This window comes from Pseudomonas sp. C32 (genome assembly GCF_030417915.1).
In the GTDB taxonomy this organism is placed as follows: Bacteria; Pseudomonadota; Gammaproteobacteria; order Pseudomonadales; family Pseudomonadaceae; genus Aquipseudomonas.
The window spans coordinates 100,471-119,501 of the sequence record NZ_JAUHUK010000012.1 but is presented as its reverse complement, the minus strand read 5'-3'; the positions used below and the strand labels follow the sequence as shown (position 1 = coordinate 119,501).

At 58.6% G+C, this 19,031-nt stretch carries 18 protein-coding genes; 9 read left to right on the top strand and 9 right to left on the bottom strand.

The window, feature by feature from the left end; genetic code table 11:
- Positions 1-2 precede the first annotated feature (2 nt).
- From QYH43_RS15555 to QYH43_RS15545, 3 genes are read left to right on the top strand one after another with little or no spacing between them, the layout of a single operon-like run.
- Positions 3-1,445, top strand: coding sequence for a CpaF family protein (locus tag QYH43_RS15555; RefSeq protein WP_301157341.1), 1,443 nt, complete (start codon positions 3-5; stop codon positions 1,443-1,445).
- Entirely contained in the window at positions 1,442-2,428 is a 987-nt protein-coding gene (locus tag QYH43_RS15550) for a type II secretion system F family protein (protein ID WP_301157340.1), read from the top strand. The genes QYH43_RS15555 and QYH43_RS15550 overlap by 4 nt, the downstream gene beginning before the upstream one ends.
- Before the next feature lie 29 nt (positions 2,429-2,457).
- Complete coding sequence (locus QYH43_RS15545; protein WP_301157339.1) at positions 2,458-3,420, top strand: type II secretion system F family protein; 963 nt, start codon at positions 2,458-2,460, stop codon at positions 3,418-3,420.
- A 204-nt stretch (positions 3,421-3,624) separates the two neighbouring features.
- Here the strand turns inward: QYH43_RS15545 and QYH43_RS15540 are convergent, their stop codons facing one another.
- From QYH43_RS15540 to QYH43_RS15525, 4 genes are all read right to left on the bottom strand, one after another.
- A complete protein-coding gene (locus QYH43_RS15540) occupies positions 3,625-3,894 on the bottom strand; it encodes a DUF3613 domain-containing protein (RefSeq protein ID WP_301157338.1) in 270 nt (89 codons plus the stop codon).
- 18 nt (positions 3,895-3,912) lie between these two features.
- On the bottom strand, positions 3,913-4,626 hold the full coding sequence (locus QYH43_RS15535; RefSeq protein WP_301157337.1) for a tetratricopeptide repeat protein: 714 nt from the start codon (positions 4,624-4,626) through the stop codon (positions 3,913-3,915).
- Between the two features lie 119 nt (positions 4,627-4,745).
- Complete coding sequence (locus QYH43_RS15530; RefSeq protein ID WP_301157336.1) at positions 4,746-5,969, bottom strand: type II and III secretion system protein family protein; 1,224 nt, start codon at positions 5,967-5,969, stop codon at positions 4,746-4,748.
- 624 nt (positions 5,970-6,593) lie between these two features.
- Positions 6,594-7,220, bottom strand: coding sequence for a hypothetical protein (locus QYH43_RS15525; RefSeq protein WP_095056592.1), 627 nt, complete (start codon positions 7,218-7,220; stop codon positions 6,594-6,596).
- A gap of 89 nt (positions 7,221-7,309) precedes the next feature.
- Between QYH43_RS15525 and QYH43_RS15520 the strand changes: the two genes are divergently transcribed.
- Positions 7,310-8,308, top strand: a complete 999-nt coding sequence (locus tag QYH43_RS15520; RefSeq protein WP_301157335.1) for a LysR family transcriptional regulator — start codon at positions 7,310-7,312, stop codon at positions 8,306-8,308.
- Between the two features lie 56 nt (positions 8,309-8,364).
- Here QYH43_RS15520 and QYH43_RS15515 read toward each other — a convergent pair whose 3' ends face one another.
- On the bottom strand, positions 8,365-10,488 hold the full coding sequence (locus QYH43_RS15515) for a TonB-dependent siderophore receptor (protein WP_301157334.1): 2,124 nt from the start codon (positions 10,486-10,488) through the stop codon (positions 8,365-8,367).
- On the bottom strand, positions 10,395-10,682 hold the full coding sequence (locus QYH43_RS15510) for a hypothetical protein (protein ID WP_177408768.1): 288 nt from the start codon (positions 10,680-10,682) through the stop codon (positions 10,395-10,397). Before QYH43_RS15510 ends, QYH43_RS15515 begins: the two co-directional genes overlap by 94 nt.
- Between QYH43_RS15510 and QYH43_RS15505 the strand changes: the two genes are divergently transcribed.
- On the top strand, positions 10,603-11,787 hold the full coding sequence (locus QYH43_RS15505; RefSeq protein ID WP_301157333.1) for an MFS transporter: 1,185 nt from the start codon (positions 10,603-10,605) through the stop codon (positions 11,785-11,787). The two genes, QYH43_RS15510 and QYH43_RS15505, sit on opposite strands and share 80 nt — an antisense overlap.
- Positions 11,788-11,892: 105 nt before the next feature.
- On the opposite strand, the gene QYH43_RS15500 is transcribed toward QYH43_RS15505, so the two are convergent.
- On the bottom strand, positions 11,893-12,300 hold the full coding sequence (locus QYH43_RS15500) for a PA2817 family protein (protein WP_053161955.1): 408 nt from the start codon (positions 12,298-12,300) through the stop codon (positions 11,893-11,895).
- Between the two features lie 74 nt (positions 12,301-12,374).
- Positions 12,375-14,822 (bottom strand): acyl-CoA dehydrogenase, encoded by a 2,448-nt coding sequence (locus QYH43_RS15495; protein WP_301157332.1) that lies wholly within the window; start codon positions 14,820-14,822, stop codon positions 12,375-12,377.
- A gap of 241 nt (positions 14,823-15,063) precedes the next feature.
- Here QYH43_RS15495 and QYH43_RS15490 point away from each other — a divergent pair, with 241 nt between their 5' ends.
- From QYH43_RS15490 to QYH43_RS15475, 4 genes are all read left to right on the top strand, one after another.
- Complete coding sequence (locus QYH43_RS15490) at positions 15,064-15,723, top strand: transglutaminase family protein (protein WP_301157331.1); 660 nt, start codon at positions 15,064-15,066, stop codon at positions 15,721-15,723.
- A gap of 43 nt (positions 15,724-15,766) precedes the next feature.
- Positions 15,767-16,390: a glutathione S-transferase family protein gene (locus QYH43_RS15485; protein WP_095056598.1), complete on the top strand. Its 624-nt coding sequence runs from the start codon at positions 15,767-15,769 to the stop codon at positions 16,388-16,390.
- 133 nt (positions 16,391-16,523) lie between these two features.
- Positions 16,524-17,456 (top strand): ABC transporter ATP-binding protein, encoded by a 933-nt coding sequence (locus tag QYH43_RS15480; RefSeq protein WP_095056599.1) that lies wholly within the window; start codon positions 16,524-16,526, stop codon positions 17,454-17,456.
- Positions 17,453-18,232 (top strand): ABC transporter permease, encoded by a 780-nt coding sequence (locus QYH43_RS15475; RefSeq protein WP_095056600.1) that lies wholly within the window; start codon positions 17,453-17,455, stop codon positions 18,230-18,232. Before QYH43_RS15480 ends, QYH43_RS15475 begins: the two co-directional genes overlap by 4 nt.
- A 189-nt stretch (positions 18,233-18,421) precedes the next feature.
- Here QYH43_RS15475 and QYH43_RS15470 read toward each other — a convergent pair whose 3' ends face one another.
- Positions 18,422-18,937 (bottom strand): DUF2062 domain-containing protein, encoded by a 516-nt coding sequence (locus QYH43_RS15470; protein ID WP_095056601.1) that lies wholly within the window; start codon positions 18,935-18,937, stop codon positions 18,422-18,424.
- Positions 18,938-19,031: the final 94 nt, after the last annotated feature.

Below are 19,031 nucleotides of genomic sequence, written 5' to 3'. Positions count from 1 at the left end.
CCATGATCAGCGACTTTCGTAACCGCTTGCGCAAACCGTCCGCTAAATCCTCCTCTTCGTCGTCTGGACAGCCGGGTGACGACCTGCCGGACCCGGTCGACGAAACAATGGCATGGGAGCGTTCAACGCCGGACATTCTTTACGAAACCAGAAGCCAGGTCACCCCGGTGGAGGCCGAGTGGCGAGAAAAGATCTACCAGCAATTGCTCAAAGTCATGGACCTGTCCTTGCTGGACTCCCTTGAGCAAGCGGAGGCCGCGCGGCAGATTCGCGATATTTGCCAGCGCCTGCTCGATGAGCATTCGGCACCGGTGAGTACTGCCAGTCGCCAGTTGATCATCAAGCAGATCACCGACGAGGTGCTCGGTCTGGGGCCTCTGGAGCCGCTGTTGGCTGATCACAGTGTGTCCGATATTTTGGTCAACCGGCATGACTCCGTGTATGTCGAGCGCTTCGGCAAGCTGCAACGGACCGATGTGCGTTTTCGTGATGATCAGCACTTGCTGAACATCATCGACCGCATTGTCTCCAACCTCGGGCGGCGTATTGACGAGTCCTCGCCGTTGGTGGATGCGCGTCTCAAGGACGGTTCTCGGGTCAACGCGATCATCCCGCCGCTAGCCATCGACGGCCCGAGTATGTCGATCCGGCGCTTTGCCGTGGACCTGCTCAATACCGACAGCCTGATCCAGGTGGGGGCGTTGACCCCGGCCATAGCCCTGCTGCTCAAGGCGATTGTCCGTGGGCGCTTGAACGTGCTGATTTCCGGCGGTACCGGCAGCGGCAAGACCACCATGCTCAATGTGCTGTCCAGTTTCATCCCGCACAACGAACGGATCGTCACCATCGAAGACTCCGCCGAACTGCAGTTGCAGCAACCCCACGTAGTGCGCCTGGAAACCCGACCTTCGAATATCGAGGGGCGTGGCGAGGTGGGCCAGCGGGAGTTGGTGCGCAACAGCTTGCGGATGCGTCCGGACCGCATCGTGATTGGTGAAGTGCGCGGCGCCGAAGCGCTGGACATGTTGACTGCGATGAACACCGGCCACGACGGCTCGTTGACCACGATCCACGCCAACACCGCGCGCGATGCGTTGGGGCGGATTGAGAACATGGTGTCGATGACCGGGGCGACCTTTCCGATCAAGGCCTTGCGCCAACAGATCGCTTCGGCCATCGGCGTGGTCATCCAGCTGGAGCGCCAGGAGGACGGCAAGCGCCGTCTGGTCAGCGTGCAGGAGATCAACGGCATGGAGGGCGAGATCATTACCATGACCGAAATCTTCTCTTTCGAGCGCCATGGCATGGGCGAAAACGGCGAAGTACTTGGTGATTTCCGGCCCAGCGGCATGATCCCCGCTTTCCGCGATGTGCTGGCCAAGCGCGGAATTGAATTGCCGCTTGCGATGTTCAGGCCTGAGTGGATGGAGGCTCGGCAATCATGAACCAGGTCCCAGGTGAATTCATTCTGATGTTCCTCGGCATGGTGTTTATCGCCGCCTTCCTTTTGTCCCAGGGCGTGGCGGTGCCGGTATTCGGCGAGGCCGGCAAGATGCGTAAGCGCATTCGCGGCCGCTTGCATGTACTGGAGAAAGCCAACAACCAGTCCAGCATGCAGACTGTGTTGCGACAGAAGTACCTGACGCGTTTGTCGCCATGGGAGGCCAGGCTTGAGCAGCTGCCCTTTATGGAAACATTGACGCAAATGATTGAGCAGTCCGGGCACGAATACCGAGCCTACCGGGTATTGCTGCTCGGGCTGGGGCTCGGGGGCTCGACAGCTATCTTGATCTGGATAGTTTCGTCAGTCTGGTGGATGGCTCTGCTGGCGGGTTTCGCGGTCCTCTGGTTACCCCTACTGAAAATCTCTCGCGACCGTGGCAAGCGTTTCGCTGAATTTGAGGAAGGCCTGCCGGATGCGCTGGATGCCATGTGTCGCGCTTTGCGCGCCGGGCACCCCTTTAACGAAACCCTGCGCCTGGTGGCCGAGGAGCACAAGGGGCCGGTCGCGCATGAGTTTGGCCTGACCTTCTCCGATATCAATTATGGCAACGATGTGCGCCGCGCCATGCTAGGTCTGCTGGAGCGCATGCCGAGCATGACGGTGATGATGTTGGTGACCTCGATCCTCATTCATCGCGAGACCGGCGGTAATCTGACCGAGGTGCTGGAGCGTCTGAGTCGGCTGATTCGCGGACGCTTCTGCTTCCAGCGTAAGGTCAAGACTCTGTCGGCCGAAGGGCGCATGTCAGCTTGGATACTGGTGGCCATACCCTTCGTGCTGGCAGCGGTGATCGTGCTCACCACCCCTGAATACATGCCGTTGCTGCTCAATGATCCGTTGGGTCATAAGCTGATACTCGGGGCTTTTGGTTCCATGTTGATCGGGATTTTCTGGATTCGAAAAATCATCCGGGTTCAGGTTTAAGCGGTCTTCGTTACCGGGAGGTACAGGTCATGGATTTTTTACTCGGGTTGTTCAGTCGGGTCACAGGGAACGAGGAGATGGCGCGCTTGTTGTTCCTGGGTGTGATCGGCTTGAGTACGGTGCTCGCGGCGGGTGCCGTGATCTTGCTGATGCAGGGGCTTCAGGACCCGGTACAGCGTCGTCTCGCGCTGATCAAACGTGGTTATTTAGGTAACACCGCCGGGCAAGAGGCTCCGAGTAATCTGCAACTGTTGCTGGAACGTGTAGGTGAGCGCTTCGGTTCGGCCGAATCGACTCAGACATCCGCCACTCAGACCCTGTTGATGCATGCGGGATACCGTTCCTCTTCGGCGGTGCAGATCTACTGGGCGGTGCGCTTGATGTTGCCGCTGTTACTGATCGGTATTGTATTGCTGCTGCTGCCAATGATTCCCAAGGTTTCCCTTGTCATGGGGCTACTCTTTGTTGTCATTGTGGCCGCTATCGGATGGTTGGTGCCGTCGCTGTATGTCGCCAAACGCAAGCAGGTGCGACAAGGTCGTTTGCGTGCTGCGTTTCCGGATGCGCTGGATCTGATGGTGGTGTGCGTGGAGTCGGGTCTGGCCTTGCCCACGACCATCGAACGGGTGGCTGACGAGATGTCGGTCAGTCAGGCGGAGTTGGCTGAAGAATTGGCCCTGGTCAATGCGCAAATCCGCGCGGGCATCTCCAGCACAGAGGCACTTAAACAACTGGCTGTCCGTACGGGCCTGGATGACGTACAAGGGCTGGTGAGCCTCTTGGCGCAGAGTATCCGCTTTGGTACCAGCGTAGCCGACACTTTGCGCATCTATGCCGAGGAGTTCCGTGACCGGCGTACCCAGGCCGCCGAAGAGATGGGGGCGAAAATTGGCACCAAGCTAATATTTCCACTGATTTTTTGTCTATGGCCGAGTTTCTTTCTGGTCGCTATCGGCCCCGCCTTGATCGGTGTATTCAAAGCATTCGGTTAAGTGGGCAGGCGTAGCTTGCTGTCGAACGGAGTGGCTGTTCTTGGTAAGAGCGAGGTGGTGCAGGCGATGGGAGTGCATTCACTCCCATCGCCTGCACCACCTTTGTAGTATCTGGCTTTTATTTTCCTGCACACGTGATTAAGCCCGGCTTTTTAGCCAGGCCACTCTGGACTGCGCCAGAGGTTGATCACCCATCGATATACCTCATTCGCCGCTACTGACTTGCCCCCCAGTATCCTGGTCATAAAACTCCGGAATCGGGTAGTTGAAGCTGTTCAGCCAGCGCTGCATGGCCAGATCACGTTCGGTGGCCGAAGCGGTTTGCAGTTTAGGGGAGGCAACCACACCGCGAATCTGCAGCTGCAACCACTGTTCGGTACCTTGTTGATAGGGCGAAGAGGGACCCGGTTCGATAGCCCAGGCACTGGTGGACAGACAAGCCGTGCAGACGATCAACAGACTTTTGGTATTCATCTCGACTCCTCGTACGTTCTACTTGTTTGCACTGGCAGAGGCATCAGCTACCTCAGCCCCATGATTGCCCTCTGAGGCCACCACTTTTGGGGCTGAGGTCTTGAGTCTTTCCGCGCGGGTCTGAGCCTCTGTGACTTGCTTGGGGCTCAAGTCGGCGCGGGTCACCAGTTCGGCCGCCGCCTTCCAGTTATTCTGGTAGATCAGCAGTGTCACCATGTTGAGTGCCGCCAGGGTGTTTGCCTGCTTGAGCTCCATGGCGGTCATGAACTCAAAGCGTGCTTCCGGGATCCGGCGCTGATTGAGGTAGACGACGCCCAGGTCATTTCGCATCCGGTCGTCGGTGGGTGCCATCTTCACCGCGCGCTCAAGGTGAGCGGTAGCGGTGGCGTTGTCATTTCTGGCGGAGGCCAACTGGCCCAGTCCATGTTCCCCTTCGGCAGCGAGACAGGTGCCTAGCAAGCTTTGATACAACGGCGCCGCCTCGGTGTTACGTCCCATCAAGCGCAGCACCCGAGCCTTGCGCAGGCGAACCTGGACCAGGTCATCGGGCAAGCCTTCCAGATTCGCCAGGCTGGCATACAAACGGCCTTCGTTGGTCATGTTGTCGGCCAGGCTCAGGGCCAGTTCCTGATCAGAGCTGGGCTTGGCACAGGCAGCCGGTCGCGAAGACAGGCCATTGCTGGCACACCCGGCGAGCATCAAGGTCGCCGCTATTGCAATGATTGCTTTCATCGAAGGTCCAGTGGCGACAACACGTTGAACGCCGGGCCAATGGAAATAGCGTTGGCCCGGAAAACGTTCAACGTCACCGTTGGGAGTGTGTGTGAGGCACGTCTGGTTCAGGTTTCGGTTCATTGCGAGAGCCCGCTGAGGCTGTCAAAGTCGCCGTTCTCCAGGAAGAACATGCGATAGAAGTTCGGGTCGTAATTACGCAGCTGCTCGCCAGGCAATGACGGCAGTTGTGCATTGGCAGCCAGTGGCTGGACCAGGTGCGGGGTGACGATCATCAGCAGTTCGCGCTCTTCACGGTTGATGACGCTGTCGCGGAAAAACGCGCCCAGAATCGGGATATCGCCCAGCCCCGGAAACTTGTTCACCTGAGAGTCGTTGTGGCTACTGATCAGGCCGCTGATGACGAAGCTTTCGCCGTCGGCCAGGGAGATGCTGGTATCGGTACGGCGCACGGTCAGGGCCGGGACCACTGTGCCGGCGATGCTCACTGCGTTGGTGAAGTCCAGTTCACTGACTTCCGGCGCGACTTTCAGCGCGATACGGTTTTTGCCGACGATGGTCGGGGTCAGGGTCAGGCGGATACCGAACTCCTTGTACTCGATGGACACGTTATCGCTGCCTGAACTGGGCACCGGAATCGGTACTTCACCGCCGGCCAGGAAGCTCGCACTCTGCCCGCTGAGTGCCACCAGGCTTGGTCGCGCCAGGGTGTAGGCGAAACCGCTGCCTTCCAGCGCGTTGATCGCCACCAGGGTACTGCCGGTCGCAAACGTGAGGTTGAACATGTCGTTGCTCACCGGCAGCGACGGCGTGACGATGCCGCCAATGCTGGGCAAGGTTCGCGGCGAGCCGAACAGCCAGTTGCCCCGGACACCGAAAATCGAAGCGGAAGCTTCCTTGAGCTTGGTCCGGCTGACTTCAACGAAGCGGACATCGGTCTGCACCTGGCTCGGCAGCAGCGGGTCGTCGGAAGGCACCGATGGCACGCTGGTCAGCGCCGACGTGGCCTTACCCTTGACGAACACCATGCTTTGGCGCGGCGTTTTCGAGCAGGCGGTCCAGACCATCAGGCTGGTGGTCCCCGGCGCAATGCCCGTGAGGATGAAAGCGTTGCTGCCGCTGGGTTGCACGTCGGCAACTTTCGGGTCGCCCACCGCCAGTTGCGTGACGGCAACGGGGCTGCGCAGTTCATTTTGCAGTCCCTGACCGACCTCGTACGTCGTCGGCCAATTGTCCAGTTGCGAACAATTGGCCGGAGCGGCCTGAGCCGCATCCACGCTGAGGCCCATCCAGAACAGGCCATGGAAAATTCGCTTGAAAGCGGGCACGGTACGAAAGCTCATCAGGTACATCCTCACAGGATAGGCCGTCTTTAGGCAGACTTTTGTTCTCTGATCACTTCACGGGGATCGGACTATCCCCCCCAATGCGTTAGGTCACATTTCCATGGCCTTGGCGTTATTCCCTGCACGAGCGGGCGCAATTCGCTGATCTGGCTGAACAGCGAGCGACCTTTGCAAAAAAGGTATTTAGTGATCCGGTTACCTGAACTGCCCCCCAGAGCGATACTCGCGTTCCGGGACGGTTCTGTTCGTCGACATGGCGCCCCAGGAATGAAATCGGCAATGAAGGAACAACACCGTAAAGCCCCTGCCAGGATCATCGTGAGGTAACTCCTTTTGCCAAGCCGCTACTGATCACTGAAGCTAACGTGGAAAATCGAGCCGTTATGACTTCTTATGGTTTGACGGTAGTTCAATCAAACCAAAGTGCCATGATCTGAAATAAAAAATCGTGAGGGCAAAGGCTGGGGTGAGACGCAGGTGAGAGGGGCGGGCACTGTGTGGTGGTCTGATGTCGATGGTTGCGCGCAAAAAAATGGCCCGACAGTCTGACTGAGCGGGCCATTTGCGTTCTGGGCAATGCTTGCATCGATAAAACCAGGCGTCCTCCCGAACGCCCTGCGCTCAGTCCACGTGGTAGTGGACGGATAACGTGCCTTTCTTTTGCGAAAGGCTGTTGATCGTGACCGCGCCCAGGTCTTTCAGGCTACGGACATGGGTGCCGCCGCAACCGTAGGCGGGCAGTTCGCCGAAACCGATTTCCCGGGCACCATCGCGCAGGGACGTCAGGCGCGGCAAATCGTGGGAAATCCATTGCTTGATTCCCTGCTGGACCGCTTGGGCATCGACTTCCTGGGCCGAGTTACCGGGCTTGAACTGAACGCGGCCTTCACCTGGCCAGTGATGCGCCTTGACCGGCATCCAGCCCATGGCTTGTACAAAATGGCCGATCAGATGCCCGGCCGAATGCATCCGTGTGTTGAACCGACGACGCGGCTCATCGACCCGGATGACGGTCATGCCGAGTCGTACCGGCAGGTCGACGAAATGAATGATCCGCTCGGGATCCTGAACGACTCGCAAAACCTGGCTTTCGCCGATCCAGCCCGTGTCGTGAGGCTGTCCACCGCCCTGGGGGTGGAACAGGGTGGCACGCAGGACCACAGCGAACTCGTTTTCACAGGGGGTGCATTCCAGGACTTCCACGTTGGCCTTGAGCTCATCACTATGGAAAAAAAGGCGCAGCGTCATATTTCAGGCTCAATTGAATTTCTATTTTTTATTATAGGAAGCCTGCATATGCGTGATAATCCGGCCAATCATCAAAGGACTGTTGCGCTGTGAGCATAAATCTTCCGCTGCCACTGCTGGGCGAAATGGCGATTTTCGTCAAGGTTGTCGAGACGGGCAGCTTCTCCGAAGCGGCACGTCAATTGGGTTCTTCTCCCTCGGCGGTCAGTCGCAGTATTTCCCGGCTGGAGAAAGCGCTCGCCACGCGCCTGCTGCAACGAACCACGCGCAAGCTGCGTCTGAGCGATGGAGGCGACGAGGTATTCAAGCGCTGCCAGGAGATGGTCAGCGCCGCCCGGGCCGTGATGGAAATCAGCGGCCAGTTCACCGATGAGCCCGAGGGGCTTGTGCGCCTCAGCGTGCCTAAAGCGGTGGGTCGCTTCGTGATCCATCCGCATATGCCGGAGTTTCTGCGCCGTTATCCCAAGGTGGATGTGGAACTGTTGCTGGAGGATCGCCAGGTGGATCTGATCGACGATCATGTCGATCTGGCGATTCGTATCACTGATCGACCGCCAGTAGGGTTGGTGGGGCGACAGTTGCTGACCATCGACCATCTGCTCTGCGCGACACCGCAATATCTGGCCGAGCACGGTACGCCGACGCACCCCCATGACCTGCTCAATCACAGTTGTATTTACCTGGGCGAAACCCCGAGCGATGCGCGCTGGAAATTCAAGAAAGGCAGCAAGTCTGTCTCCGTCGGTGTGCGCGGCCGATATGCCGCCAACCACACGGGCGTACGCTTTGGCGCGGTACTGCAACACATCGGTATTGGCAGCCTGCCGTACTTCACGGCGCGCCGTGCGCTGGAGAAGGGCTCGATGGTGCAAGTGCTTCCGGACTGGGCTTTTTTGGCGTCCTATCACGGCGGTGCCTGGTTGCTGCATTCGCCAACCCGATACCTGCCGCCGAAGCTGCGGGTGTTGATCGATTATTTGGTGGAGTGTCTGGAGAAGGAGCCGACGCTGGCCAAGCCTGGCAAGTCGAGTGGTCTGAATACGGCTGTATCGGAGTATGAACTGCCGGAGAGTGATGGCTTGTTTTGAAGGCATAAAAAAGCCCGGCAGTGCCACACTGCCGGGCTGTCTTCGCAGGCTCGTATTCAGAACCGGTAGTTGGTGCTCAGCTCCAGCGTCCGCGGTGCACCCGGCGTGATCAGATCCACCGAACCATGCGCCGAGGCGTAATAGTCTTTGTCGAAAACGTTGCGCAGACGCAGGGCCATGTCCCATGTTGGCTGGTTGTACAACAACGCGGCGTCCACGGTTGTATAAGCTGGCATGACCACATTGTTATCCAGCGCGGTGTAGCGATCATCGACATAGTTGGCGCCCATGCCCAAACGCCAGGTTTGTGTCAGTGAACGTACCAGCCACAGGTTCGCGCTGTGGCGAGGCGTCAACGTAGGTACCTGGCCTTCGTTGGGGACACCGTTGGTGCGGCTGTTGGATTTGGTGATCTCGGCGTCCAGAAAGGCGTAACCGGCATAGACCTGCCATATGTCACTCAACTCTCCGCTGGCGGTCAGCTCGAGACCATCGGTGCGCTGCTCGCCCGCAAGCACCAGTTTCGTCGGGTTCGCCGGGTCGCTGGTTTTCATGTTGGTGCGTTCCAGGCGGAACAGCGCCGCCGTCAACGCCAGGCGATTGTCGAGCAGGTCCCACTTGCCGCCGATCTCGACGTTGGTGGTTTCCTCGGGCTCAAGATCCTGGTTCGTCGTACTCAGGGCGAACATCTCGGCGGAGGGTTGGTAGGAACGGCTCACCGAGACGTAATAGGACTGCACATGATCAGGTTGATAGACCAGGCCGACCCGCGGGCTCCAGGTCGTATCGGTGCGGGACAGCTTGTTGTGCGTCAGGTCATCGGCGTATTCCTGGTCGAACACGTCATAACGCACACCCAGCAGAGCCTTCCACTGTGGTGCCAGTTCGATCATGTCCTGTATGTAGAATCCGGCGGTGTCCTGGGTATTGGTGCCCTTGGCGGTTTGCCGGTTGGCCTGAAACGGCACGTCGACCAGGCCATCGCGGTACACCGGCACTCTGGCCACATCGGATTGGCTGAATACGTTCTGGTCCTTCACCTGGCGCCCCAGCTCGACGCCATAAAGCAGATTATGGTTCATCCCCGCGAGCATGGCGCGCTGTTTGAGTTCGGTCTGGTTGAACCAGCCGTCTTCTTTGCGCTGCACGTTGCCGCGGTTGAGTTTCACCAGCAGCTCACCATTGGCAGCGGTGACGAAGCGTGTCGGGCTGGAGTCGGCGAGTGTGTTGTTGCGATCCAGGTCGTAGTGGTAGTAGCGACTGGTATTGCTCAGGCTGAAGTCGTCGTTGATACGGTAATCAACGCCGGCCGTGAACGAGAACACTTCGCTGCGTGAGTAGTCGTCATCGGGATCCGCGGCACCGAAGCGCTTGTCACGATCCACATCGACCGGGCGATCGCCTCGCGCCGGGATGCCGAAGTCGATCAAGCGCTTGTCGTACAGATAGCTGGCGCCCAGGTTCAGTTCCAGATCATCCGAGAGCTTGAAGTAAGCCGAAGGCGCGATGGCCTTGCGGTCGATGTAGCCGTCATCCCGGAAGGTGTCGCTGTTCTCTAGCGCACCTGTGACACGAAAGGCTTTATCGCCATGCTGCTGATCGGCCCAACCGGCATCGAACTGAGTGCGTTTTTCGCCCTCGCTGTCGACGCTGACGCCAACCTCCTGCTTGGGTGCGAAGTTGGGTTTCTTGCTGATGCTATTGATCAGGCCACCCGAAGAGCCACGGCCATAGAGCACCGCCGCCGGCCCCTTGATCACTTCCACCCGCTCAACGTTGGACAGATCGCGGAAATACAACGCATCGTCGCGAATGCCGTCGATGTACATGTCGCCAATTGCGTTGAAACCACGGATGGTGACCTGGTCACGTTGGCCGTCACCGTTGGACATGCCGATACCGGGGACATTCTTCAGGACGTCCTCCATCGATTTCGCCCCCTGATCCTTGATGACGCTTTGGGGGACCACGTTGACGGTTTGCGGGATATCACGCAGAGGGGCATCGATCTTCAGCGCGCTCCTGCTCTCGGTCGACATGTAGCTCTGCTCGCTGAACTCACTGTTCACAGCGGTTGTCGGCAGGGTTAAAGCAGTTTCCGTTTCTGCCTGTAAATCAGGTACAACCAGAACACCCAGCAACGACAGAGAGGCTGGGTAAATGCGCGATCGAGCCACCATGAACACCTTTTGTATGAATTATCGCGCAGATGATAAGCATTATCTTTTGTAAGTAAATACATATCATTCCTGTCTGTGTGTTTGACACGAATCAAAACGAGCAAGGAAGTAGAGATGGAAGCGCCTGCTGCCAAATCACGCCGCACAGCCATCCCGCGCACGGTCTGGGTGCTGGGATTCGTCAGTTTGTTCATGGATCTGTCGTCCGAACTGGTACACAGCCTGCTGCCGGTGTTTCTGGTGGGAACGCTGGGCGTGAGCATGCTGACCGTTGGCTTGATTGAGGGGCTTGCAGAGGCAACCGCGCTGATCGTCAAAGTCTTTTCCGGGGCGATCAGCGACTTCATGGGTCGCCGCAAAAGCCTGCTGTTGCTCGGCTACGGATTGGCGGCGCTCACCAAACCGTTGTTTCCCCTGGCAGCCTCGGCAGAACTGGTATTTACCGCGCGCATTTTGGATCGGATCGGCAAGGGGATTCGAGGGGCGCCGCGCGATGCACTGGTCGCGGATGTGGCACCGCCAGAAATCCGCGGTGCCTGTTTTGGGCTGCGGCAGTCAATGGATACAGTGGGGGCTTTCCTAGGTCCAATCCTGGCGATCCTGCTGATGCTTTGGTTCGCCAATGATATTTCACGTGTGCTGTGGTTTGCCGTGATCCCGGCGTTTTTGGCGGTAGGTTTTCTCATGGCGGGCGTGAGTGAGCCAACGCATGAGAGCAGGCCGCATCACTTTCGCTCACCCATTCGTTTCAACTCACTCCAGCAATTTTCGAAGGCCTACTGGTGGGTTGTCGGGATCGGCGCGGTCTTCACCCTGGCGCGCTTCAGCGAGGCGTTTCTGGTGTTGCGTGCGCAGCAATTGGGATTCTCCAACACCTGGGTACCTCTGGTGATGATGGTAATGGCGGGGTTCTACATGCTGTCTGCCTATCCTGTGGGCAAGTTGTCCGATCGCATCAGTCGCACAGCGTTGTTGAGTGTCGGGTTGCTGTTATTGATTGTGGCAGACATGGTATTGGCTTATGCCGATTCCGTGACCATGGTGCTGTTGGGCGTGGCCCTATGGGGCCTGCACATGGGCTTCAGCCAAGGTCTGTTGGCGGCGTTGATAGCCGACACCACGCCAGCCGATCTCAAAGGCACAGCGTTTGGCCTGTTCAACCTCGTCAGCGGCATTGCCTTGCTGCTAGCCAGCGTGGTGGCCGGCTGGCTCTGGCAAACCTATGGTGCGGCGATGACTTTCTATACCGGCGCAGGGGTTTCGACGGTGGCGCTGTTGCTGCTGCTGATTCGACGGTGAGCCCGGCTACACAAAAAAATGAATGGCCGATCCTGCATCCGGAGCCGGCACCCACAAAAAAGGCCAACGCTTCTGCGTTGGCCTTTTGCGTTACGGACGCCAGGATCAGTGTTTGCTGTCCTGGTTCGACAATGCCAGCAGTTGTTTCTCCTGGTTCCAGTCGAACGGCTCGTCATTCTGTTCGGCTTCGAAGCGACGTTCTTCCAGTGCTTGATACAGGTCGATTTCTTCATCGGCCAAGTAGTGCAGGCAGTCACCGGCGAAATACCACAGCAGATCCCGTGGAATCAGGTGGGCGATTTGCGGATAACGGGAAATGACTTGAGTCAGGATGTCCTGGCCCAGGTATTGGCTTTCGATCGGATCGATCGGCAGTGACGCCAGCAGTTCGTCGAAGCGCTCCAGGAACAAGGCATGGCTTTCTTCGGGAACCTGCTCGGCCTCACCTACGGCGACCAGAATGCTGCGCAAGTGGTCGAGTAAAACGAGATGATCGGCAACGATGTTGGACACGAGATAAGTCCTCAAGAGCAAAACGGGCGCCGGAGTATAAAGCTCCAGCGCCCGTTTTTACATGCCCGGGTGGATCAGCGGACTTTGCCGTCGGCCAGCGCCAGTTCTTCTTTATCGAAATCGTCGACATCGATCACTTTGCGCCGTGCTGCTTCCGCCTCTCGCAGGGTTTGTGCTTCCACCGGTTGCAACACACCAGCCTCCAGCGCGGCGTCGATGACATGTTCCCCGGCAGCCGGTTTGACCTGACCGCTTTTTAGCGCGACATGCAGTTTTTTCTGCAACGGCTGAGCCGCGTTCAACAGGTCGCAGGCATGTTGCAGGGCGCCGACCGCATCGTCACTCGACTGTGGGCGATAGCAACCCAGGAGCAACTCCTCCAGCGCCGGGTCGCCCTTGGCGCGGCCGATGATTGCAGCCACTTCGGCACCGAGCTTGTCCGACGGTCCTTTGTGCCGCCGACCGAGCGGGAACACGATGACGCGCAACAGGCAGCCCACGACTTTGTTCGGGAAGTTGCTCAACAGTTCGTCCATGGCCCGTTCGGCCTGGCCCAGGCTTTCTTCCATGGCCCAGGTCACCAGCGGCGTCATGTAATCCGGTGCATCGAGGTCGTGATAACGCTTGAGCGCGGCGGATGCCAGGTAAAGATTGCTCAGGATGTCACCGAGCCGTGCGGAGAGGCGTTCGCGGCGTTTCAGTGCGCCGCCCAGCAACATCATGCTGAGGTCGGCGAGCAAGGCAAAAGCCGCGGCCTGACGATTGAGGGCGCGGAAATAACCCTGGCTGAGCTTGTCGCCGGGTGTGTGCTCCAAGTGTCCAAAACCGAGGTTCAGCACCAGCGTGCTGGCGGCGTTACTCACGGCAAACCCGATGTGCTGGAGCAGCAGTTCGTCGAACTCTTTGAGGGCTTGATCCTTGTCTTCACGGCCGGCGAGGGCCATTTCCTTGAGCACGAAGGGATGGCAGCGAATCGCGCCTTGGCCGAAGATCATCAGGTTGCGCGAAAGAATGTTTGCGCCCTCGACGGTGATGAAAATGGGCGCGCCGCTCCATTTGCGCGCGAGGTAATTGTTAGGTCCCTCGATGATCGCCTTGCCGCCGTGCACGTCCATGGCATCGCTGATGCAATCACGGGCGCGTTCGGTGAGGTGGTACTTGAGAATGGCCGACAGGACTGACGGCTTCTCACCCAGATCCACCGCGTTGGCGGTCAGCATGCGGGCGGCGTCCATCATCCAGGCGTTGCCGCCGATGCGGGCCATGGCTTCCTGAATGCCTTCGAACGCGGCAATCGGGACGTTGAACTGTTCGCGAATCTGCGCGTACTGGCCCGTCACCAGACTGGTGAACTTGGCCATGCCGGAACCCACCGCCGGCAAGGAAATCGAGCGCCCGACCGACAGGCAATTCATCAGCATCATCCAGCCCTTGCCGAGCATTTCCTGGCCACCGATGAGGAACTCCAACGGTACGAACACATCCTTGCCCGCATTCGGACCGTTCATGAAGGCTGCGCCCAGAGGCAGGTGGCGGCGACCGATATCGACGCCGGGAAGATCGGTCGGAATCAGCGCCAGGCTGATGCCCAGGTCTTCCTTGTCGCCCAACAGATGATCCGGGTCGTAGGCCTTGAATGCCAGGCCGAGGAGGGTGGCCACCGGTCCGAGGGTGATGTAGCGCTTTTCCCAGTTCAGGCGCAGGCCCAGGGTTTCCTGGCCTTCCCACTCACCTTTGCAGATTACGCCGGTGTCGGGCATGCCACCGGCGTCGGAGCCGGCCAATGGGCCGGTGAGGGCGAAGCACGGAATGTCGTCGCCGCGAGCCAGGCGGGGCAGGTAATGGTTGCGTTGTTCGTCGGTGCCGTAATGCAGCAACAGTTCGGCCGGACCGAGGGAGTTGGGGACCATCACGGTGGAGGCGAGGTCGCCGCTGTGGCTGGCCAGTTTCATTGCGACTTGCGAGTGGGCGTAGGCCGAGAAACCCTTGCCGCCAAATTCCTTGGGAATGATCAGGGCGAAAAAGCCGTTGTCCTTGATAAAGGCCCAGGCTTCGGCCGGAAGGTCCATGGTCTGGCCCAGCTCCCAGTCACTGACCATGGCGCACAGCTCTTCGGTCGGGCCGTCGATGAAGGCCTGTTCTTCTTCGCTCAATTGCGCCTTGGGATAGGAGAGCAAGGTGTTCCAGTCCGGGCGACCGCTGAACAACTCGCCATCCCACCACACCGTACCGGCATCGATGGCGTCGCGTTCGGTTTGCGACATCGGTGGCAGGGTTTTCTGGAACCAGTTGAACATCGGCGCGCTGAAAAATTTACGGCGCAGGTCAGGCAGCAACAACGGCGCAGCGACTGCCGCAATCAATACCCAGAAAATCAATAGCAGCCAGCCCGGTGCGCGACTGAAGGCTCCCATGGCCACGATATAGACAGCCACGATGCCCAGGGCAGGCAGCGGCGAAATGCGGCGGTGAGCTAAATAAGCAATTCCGACAACCAGAACCAGTATCCACAACAGCAGCATATTTAATCCTCCGTGAACCCAGGGCGAACCAACCCTCAGAGCTTAGACGGCATCCGAAAAACCGGTTGGTCGCGGCATGCGACTGAAGTCGTGGGAAACCCTGGATGAATTTCGTAGCCCCATCTAATGGCGGGCGTAGGAAAATTGAGCGAGCGACAATGCGCCCATATTTGGCCGAAACGTCGTTATCTCTGTGCTGAACCTCTCGATAGACTCGGGACTTCCCCAGGAGATTGTTCTCATGCACGAGTATCTGAGTCCCGGCCGCTTCATCGATAGTGACCACCCGTCCGTGGTGGAGTTCGCCGAAAAACACCGTGGCGTCAGCCGCGATCCGCTTGAGCAGGCGATCAATCTCTATTACGCCGTACGCGAGGCGGTGCGCTACAACCCGTACACCTTCAGTCGTGACCCGCAGACCCTGCGCGGCAGTTATGCGCTGGCGACCGGCGAAAGTTATTGCGTACCCAAGGCCACATTGCTGGCAGGTGCCGCGCGACATTGCGGGATTCCTGCGCGGATCGGTCTGGCCGATGTGCGCAATCACTTGTCCACGCCACGCCTGCTTGAGTTACTCAAGAGCGACATGTTCGCCATGCACGGCTACACCGAGTTCTATTTGAATGATCGCTGGGTCAAGGCCACACCGGCGTTCAACCAGAAACTCTGCGAGCTGTTCAATGTGGCGCCACTGGAGTTCGACGGGATCAACGACAGCGTTTTCCACCCCTACAACCGTGATGGCGAGAAGCTGATGGAGTATCTGGTCGATCACGGACAATTTGCCGATGTGCCGGAACAGTTCTTTTTCGAGCACCTGGAAAAGTGTTATCCGCACCTGTTCGGCGATCAGTTGGCGCCGCTGCTGGGTGACATGCAGAGCGATTTGAGTCGCGCCTGATCCGGCGTATGCTGCCTGCCCACTTATCGAAAAAGAGGCGGTCATGCTGAATATCTGGGGTCGGAAAAACTCGTCGAATGTCAGAAAGCCGCTGTGGGCCGCTGAAGAATTGGGGCTGGCCTATGAAGCCATCGATGCGGGCGGTGCTTTTGGTGTGGTCGATACGCCCGAGTACCGCGCCATGAATCCCAATGGTCGTGTCCCGGTGATTGAAGATGACGGGTTCGTGCTGTGGGAGTCCAACGCCATTGTTCGTTACCTGATGGCGCTGCACGCCAAGGACACCGCGTGGTACCCGGCGGATCTGAAGGCTCGCGCCACCGCCGACAAGTGGATGGACTGGACCACTTCAAGTTTTGCCGGCCCGTTTCGCACGGTGTTCTGGGGCGTGCTGCGCACCCCCGCCGAGCAGCAGGATTGGTCTGCCATCAACGCCGCGATCAAGGAGTGCGAAGGTTTGCTGGCAATGGCCGATCAGGCGTTGGCCGCCAAACCGTACCTGTCCGGCGATGAGATCGGCATGGGCGACATTCCCCTCGGCTGTTTTATTTATGCCTGGTTCGAGATGCCGATCGAGCGCGCTCCGCAGCCTCATCTGGAGGCCTGGTACGCCCGGTTGAAACAGCGTCCGGCGTATCGCAAGGCCGTTATGACCGCGTTGACTTAATACTCACTATCGACACACTTGACTGTACTTGTGTGGCGGCGACAAGCACCATTGCGTTCATGCGCCGCGGTTGCATTGCTCGCCGCCCGCCCATAGTTATCCCTTTCCTCCCTTCTTGGTGCGTAAATCCGATATGAGTTCCGCTCTGTCCATCCGGCAGCTAACCAAAACCTACGGCAACGGTTTCCAGGCCTTGAGTGGTATCGATCTGGATGTCGCCGAAGGTGACTTCTTCGCTTTGCTCGGCCCTAACGGTGCCGGTAAATCCACGACCATCGGCATTCTGTCGACCCTGGTGAACAAGACCAGCGGCACGGTGAATATCTTCGGTCACGACCTGGACAAGAATCCTGCGCAGCTCAAGCGCTCCATTGGCGTGGTGCCGCAGGAATTCAATTTCAATCAGTTCGAAAAGACCTTCGATATCGTCGTGACCCAGGCCGGTTATTACGGCATTCCGCCGAAAATCGCCAAGGAACGCGCCGAGCAATACCTGACCCAACTCGGGCTGTGGGACAAGAAGGACGTGCCGTCACGCTCGCTGTCCGGCGGCATGAAGCGTCGACTGATGATCGCCCGCGCACTGGTTCACGAGCCGCGCCTGCTGATCCTCGACGAACCGACTGCCGGGGTGGACATCGAACTGCGTCGCTCGATGTGGAGTTTCCTCACCGAGCTGAACCAGAAAGGCATCACCATCATTCTCACCACCCACTACCTGGAAGAGGCTGAACAGCTGTGCCGCAACATCGGCATCATCGATCACGGCACGATCGTCGAGAACACCAGCATGAAGCAGTTGCTCAGCCAGCTGCATGTGGAAACGTTCCTGCTGGACATGAAGAACACGTTGCAAGTGGCGCCTCAGTTGATGGGCTACCCGTCCCGGCTGATCGACAGCCACACCCTGGAAGTCCAGGTGGACAAGGCCATGGGCATCACTGCGCTGTTCACCCAACTCGCGCAGCAGAACATCGAAGTGCTGAGCCTGCGTAACAAAACCAATCGCCTCGAGGAGTTGTTCGTGTCCCTGGTGGAGAAAAATCTGTCGAAGGTGGCGGTATGAGTTCCGAGTTGCGCCCCAACCTCATTGCCCTCAACACCATCGTTTACCGTGAAGTCCGACGCTTTACCCGGATCTGGCCGCAGACCTTGCTGCCGCCGGCAATCACCATGGTTTTGTACTTCGTGATTTTCGGTAACCTCATAGGTCGGCAAATTGGCGACATGGGTGGTTTCACCTACATGGAGTACATCGTGCCGGGGTTGATCATGATGTCGGTGATCACCAACTCCTACGGCAACGTGGTATCGAGTTTCTTTGGCAGCAAGTTTCAGCGCTCCATCGAAGAGTTGATGGTGTCGCCGCTGTCGCCACACACGATCCTGATCGGCTACACCCTGGGCGGCGTGCTGCGCGGGTTGATGGTGGGGGTTATCGTGACCCTGCTGTCGCTGTTCTTCACCGACTTGCAGGTGCATCACCTGGGCGTGACCATTCTGGTGGTGGTGCTGACCGCGACGATCTTCTCGTTGCTGGGCTTCATCAACGCCGTGTTTGCGCGCAACTTCGATGACATCTCGATCATCCCGACCTTCGTGCTGACGCCGCTGACCTATTTGGGCGGGGTGTTCTACTCGATCTCGTTGCTGCCGCCGTTCTGGCAGACCGTCTCGCTGGCGAACCCGGTGCTGCACATGGTCAACGCGTTCCGTTACGGCATCCTCGGGGTGTCGGACATCAGGATCAGCATTGCGATCACGTTCATGCTGGTGGCCACCGTGGTGCTGTACCTCGGGTGTGCGCGGTTACTGGTCAGTGGGCGCGGGATGCGGACGTAAGTCGTCCGCCTCGTAGGCGCAGCCTCGTTGCACTCGACAGCTCCTACAGGGAAGCGCACACGCATTAGAATCAGGCCGGCGGGGTCGTAAGGGCGGAACCGATAGCCGCCGTTACCGCAGCAACGGATATGTACCCCTTTAAAAATGCAAAAAAAAACGGCCTCCAAAATCAGAGGCCGTTCCACATTCTCACATCCTGCTTTTCTTGCGCCGCTTCCATTGCCGCGCCACCCACCAGCGCCAATACATCATCACCAGAAAATAGGCCACGGCTCCAAGGACCAGCCCCGTCACCACCGAGCCCAGCAAAAACGGCTGCCACAACGTCGAAAGCTCACTGCTGACCCATTCCCAGGTCAGTTCATCCGGCAGACTCCGGGTGGGAACATCCATCAGCCAGGCACCTGTCTGGTACGTGCAGAAGAACACGGCAGGCATGGTGATCGGATTGGTCAGCCAGACCAGACTCACCGCAATTGGCATGTTGCCGCGCACAACAATGGCCAGGAAAGCCGCGAGCAGCATCTGCATCGGAATCGGCAGGAAAGCCGCGAACAGACCGACGGCCATGGCGCGGGCGACCGAGTGCCGGTTCAGGTGCCAGAGGTTCGGGTCATGCAGCAGCGTGCCAAGAAAGCGTAAGGATTTGTGTTCCCTGATGCTGACCGGGTCAGGCATGTAACGTTTGAATAAGCGCCGGGGCATAGGGCTTCTCGGTCGGTTAAGGCGGCAAGTATGTCTGGAATCCATGAACTGCCCATTCAGACTTTGTGACAATTGATAACGGCGACGATGCGAC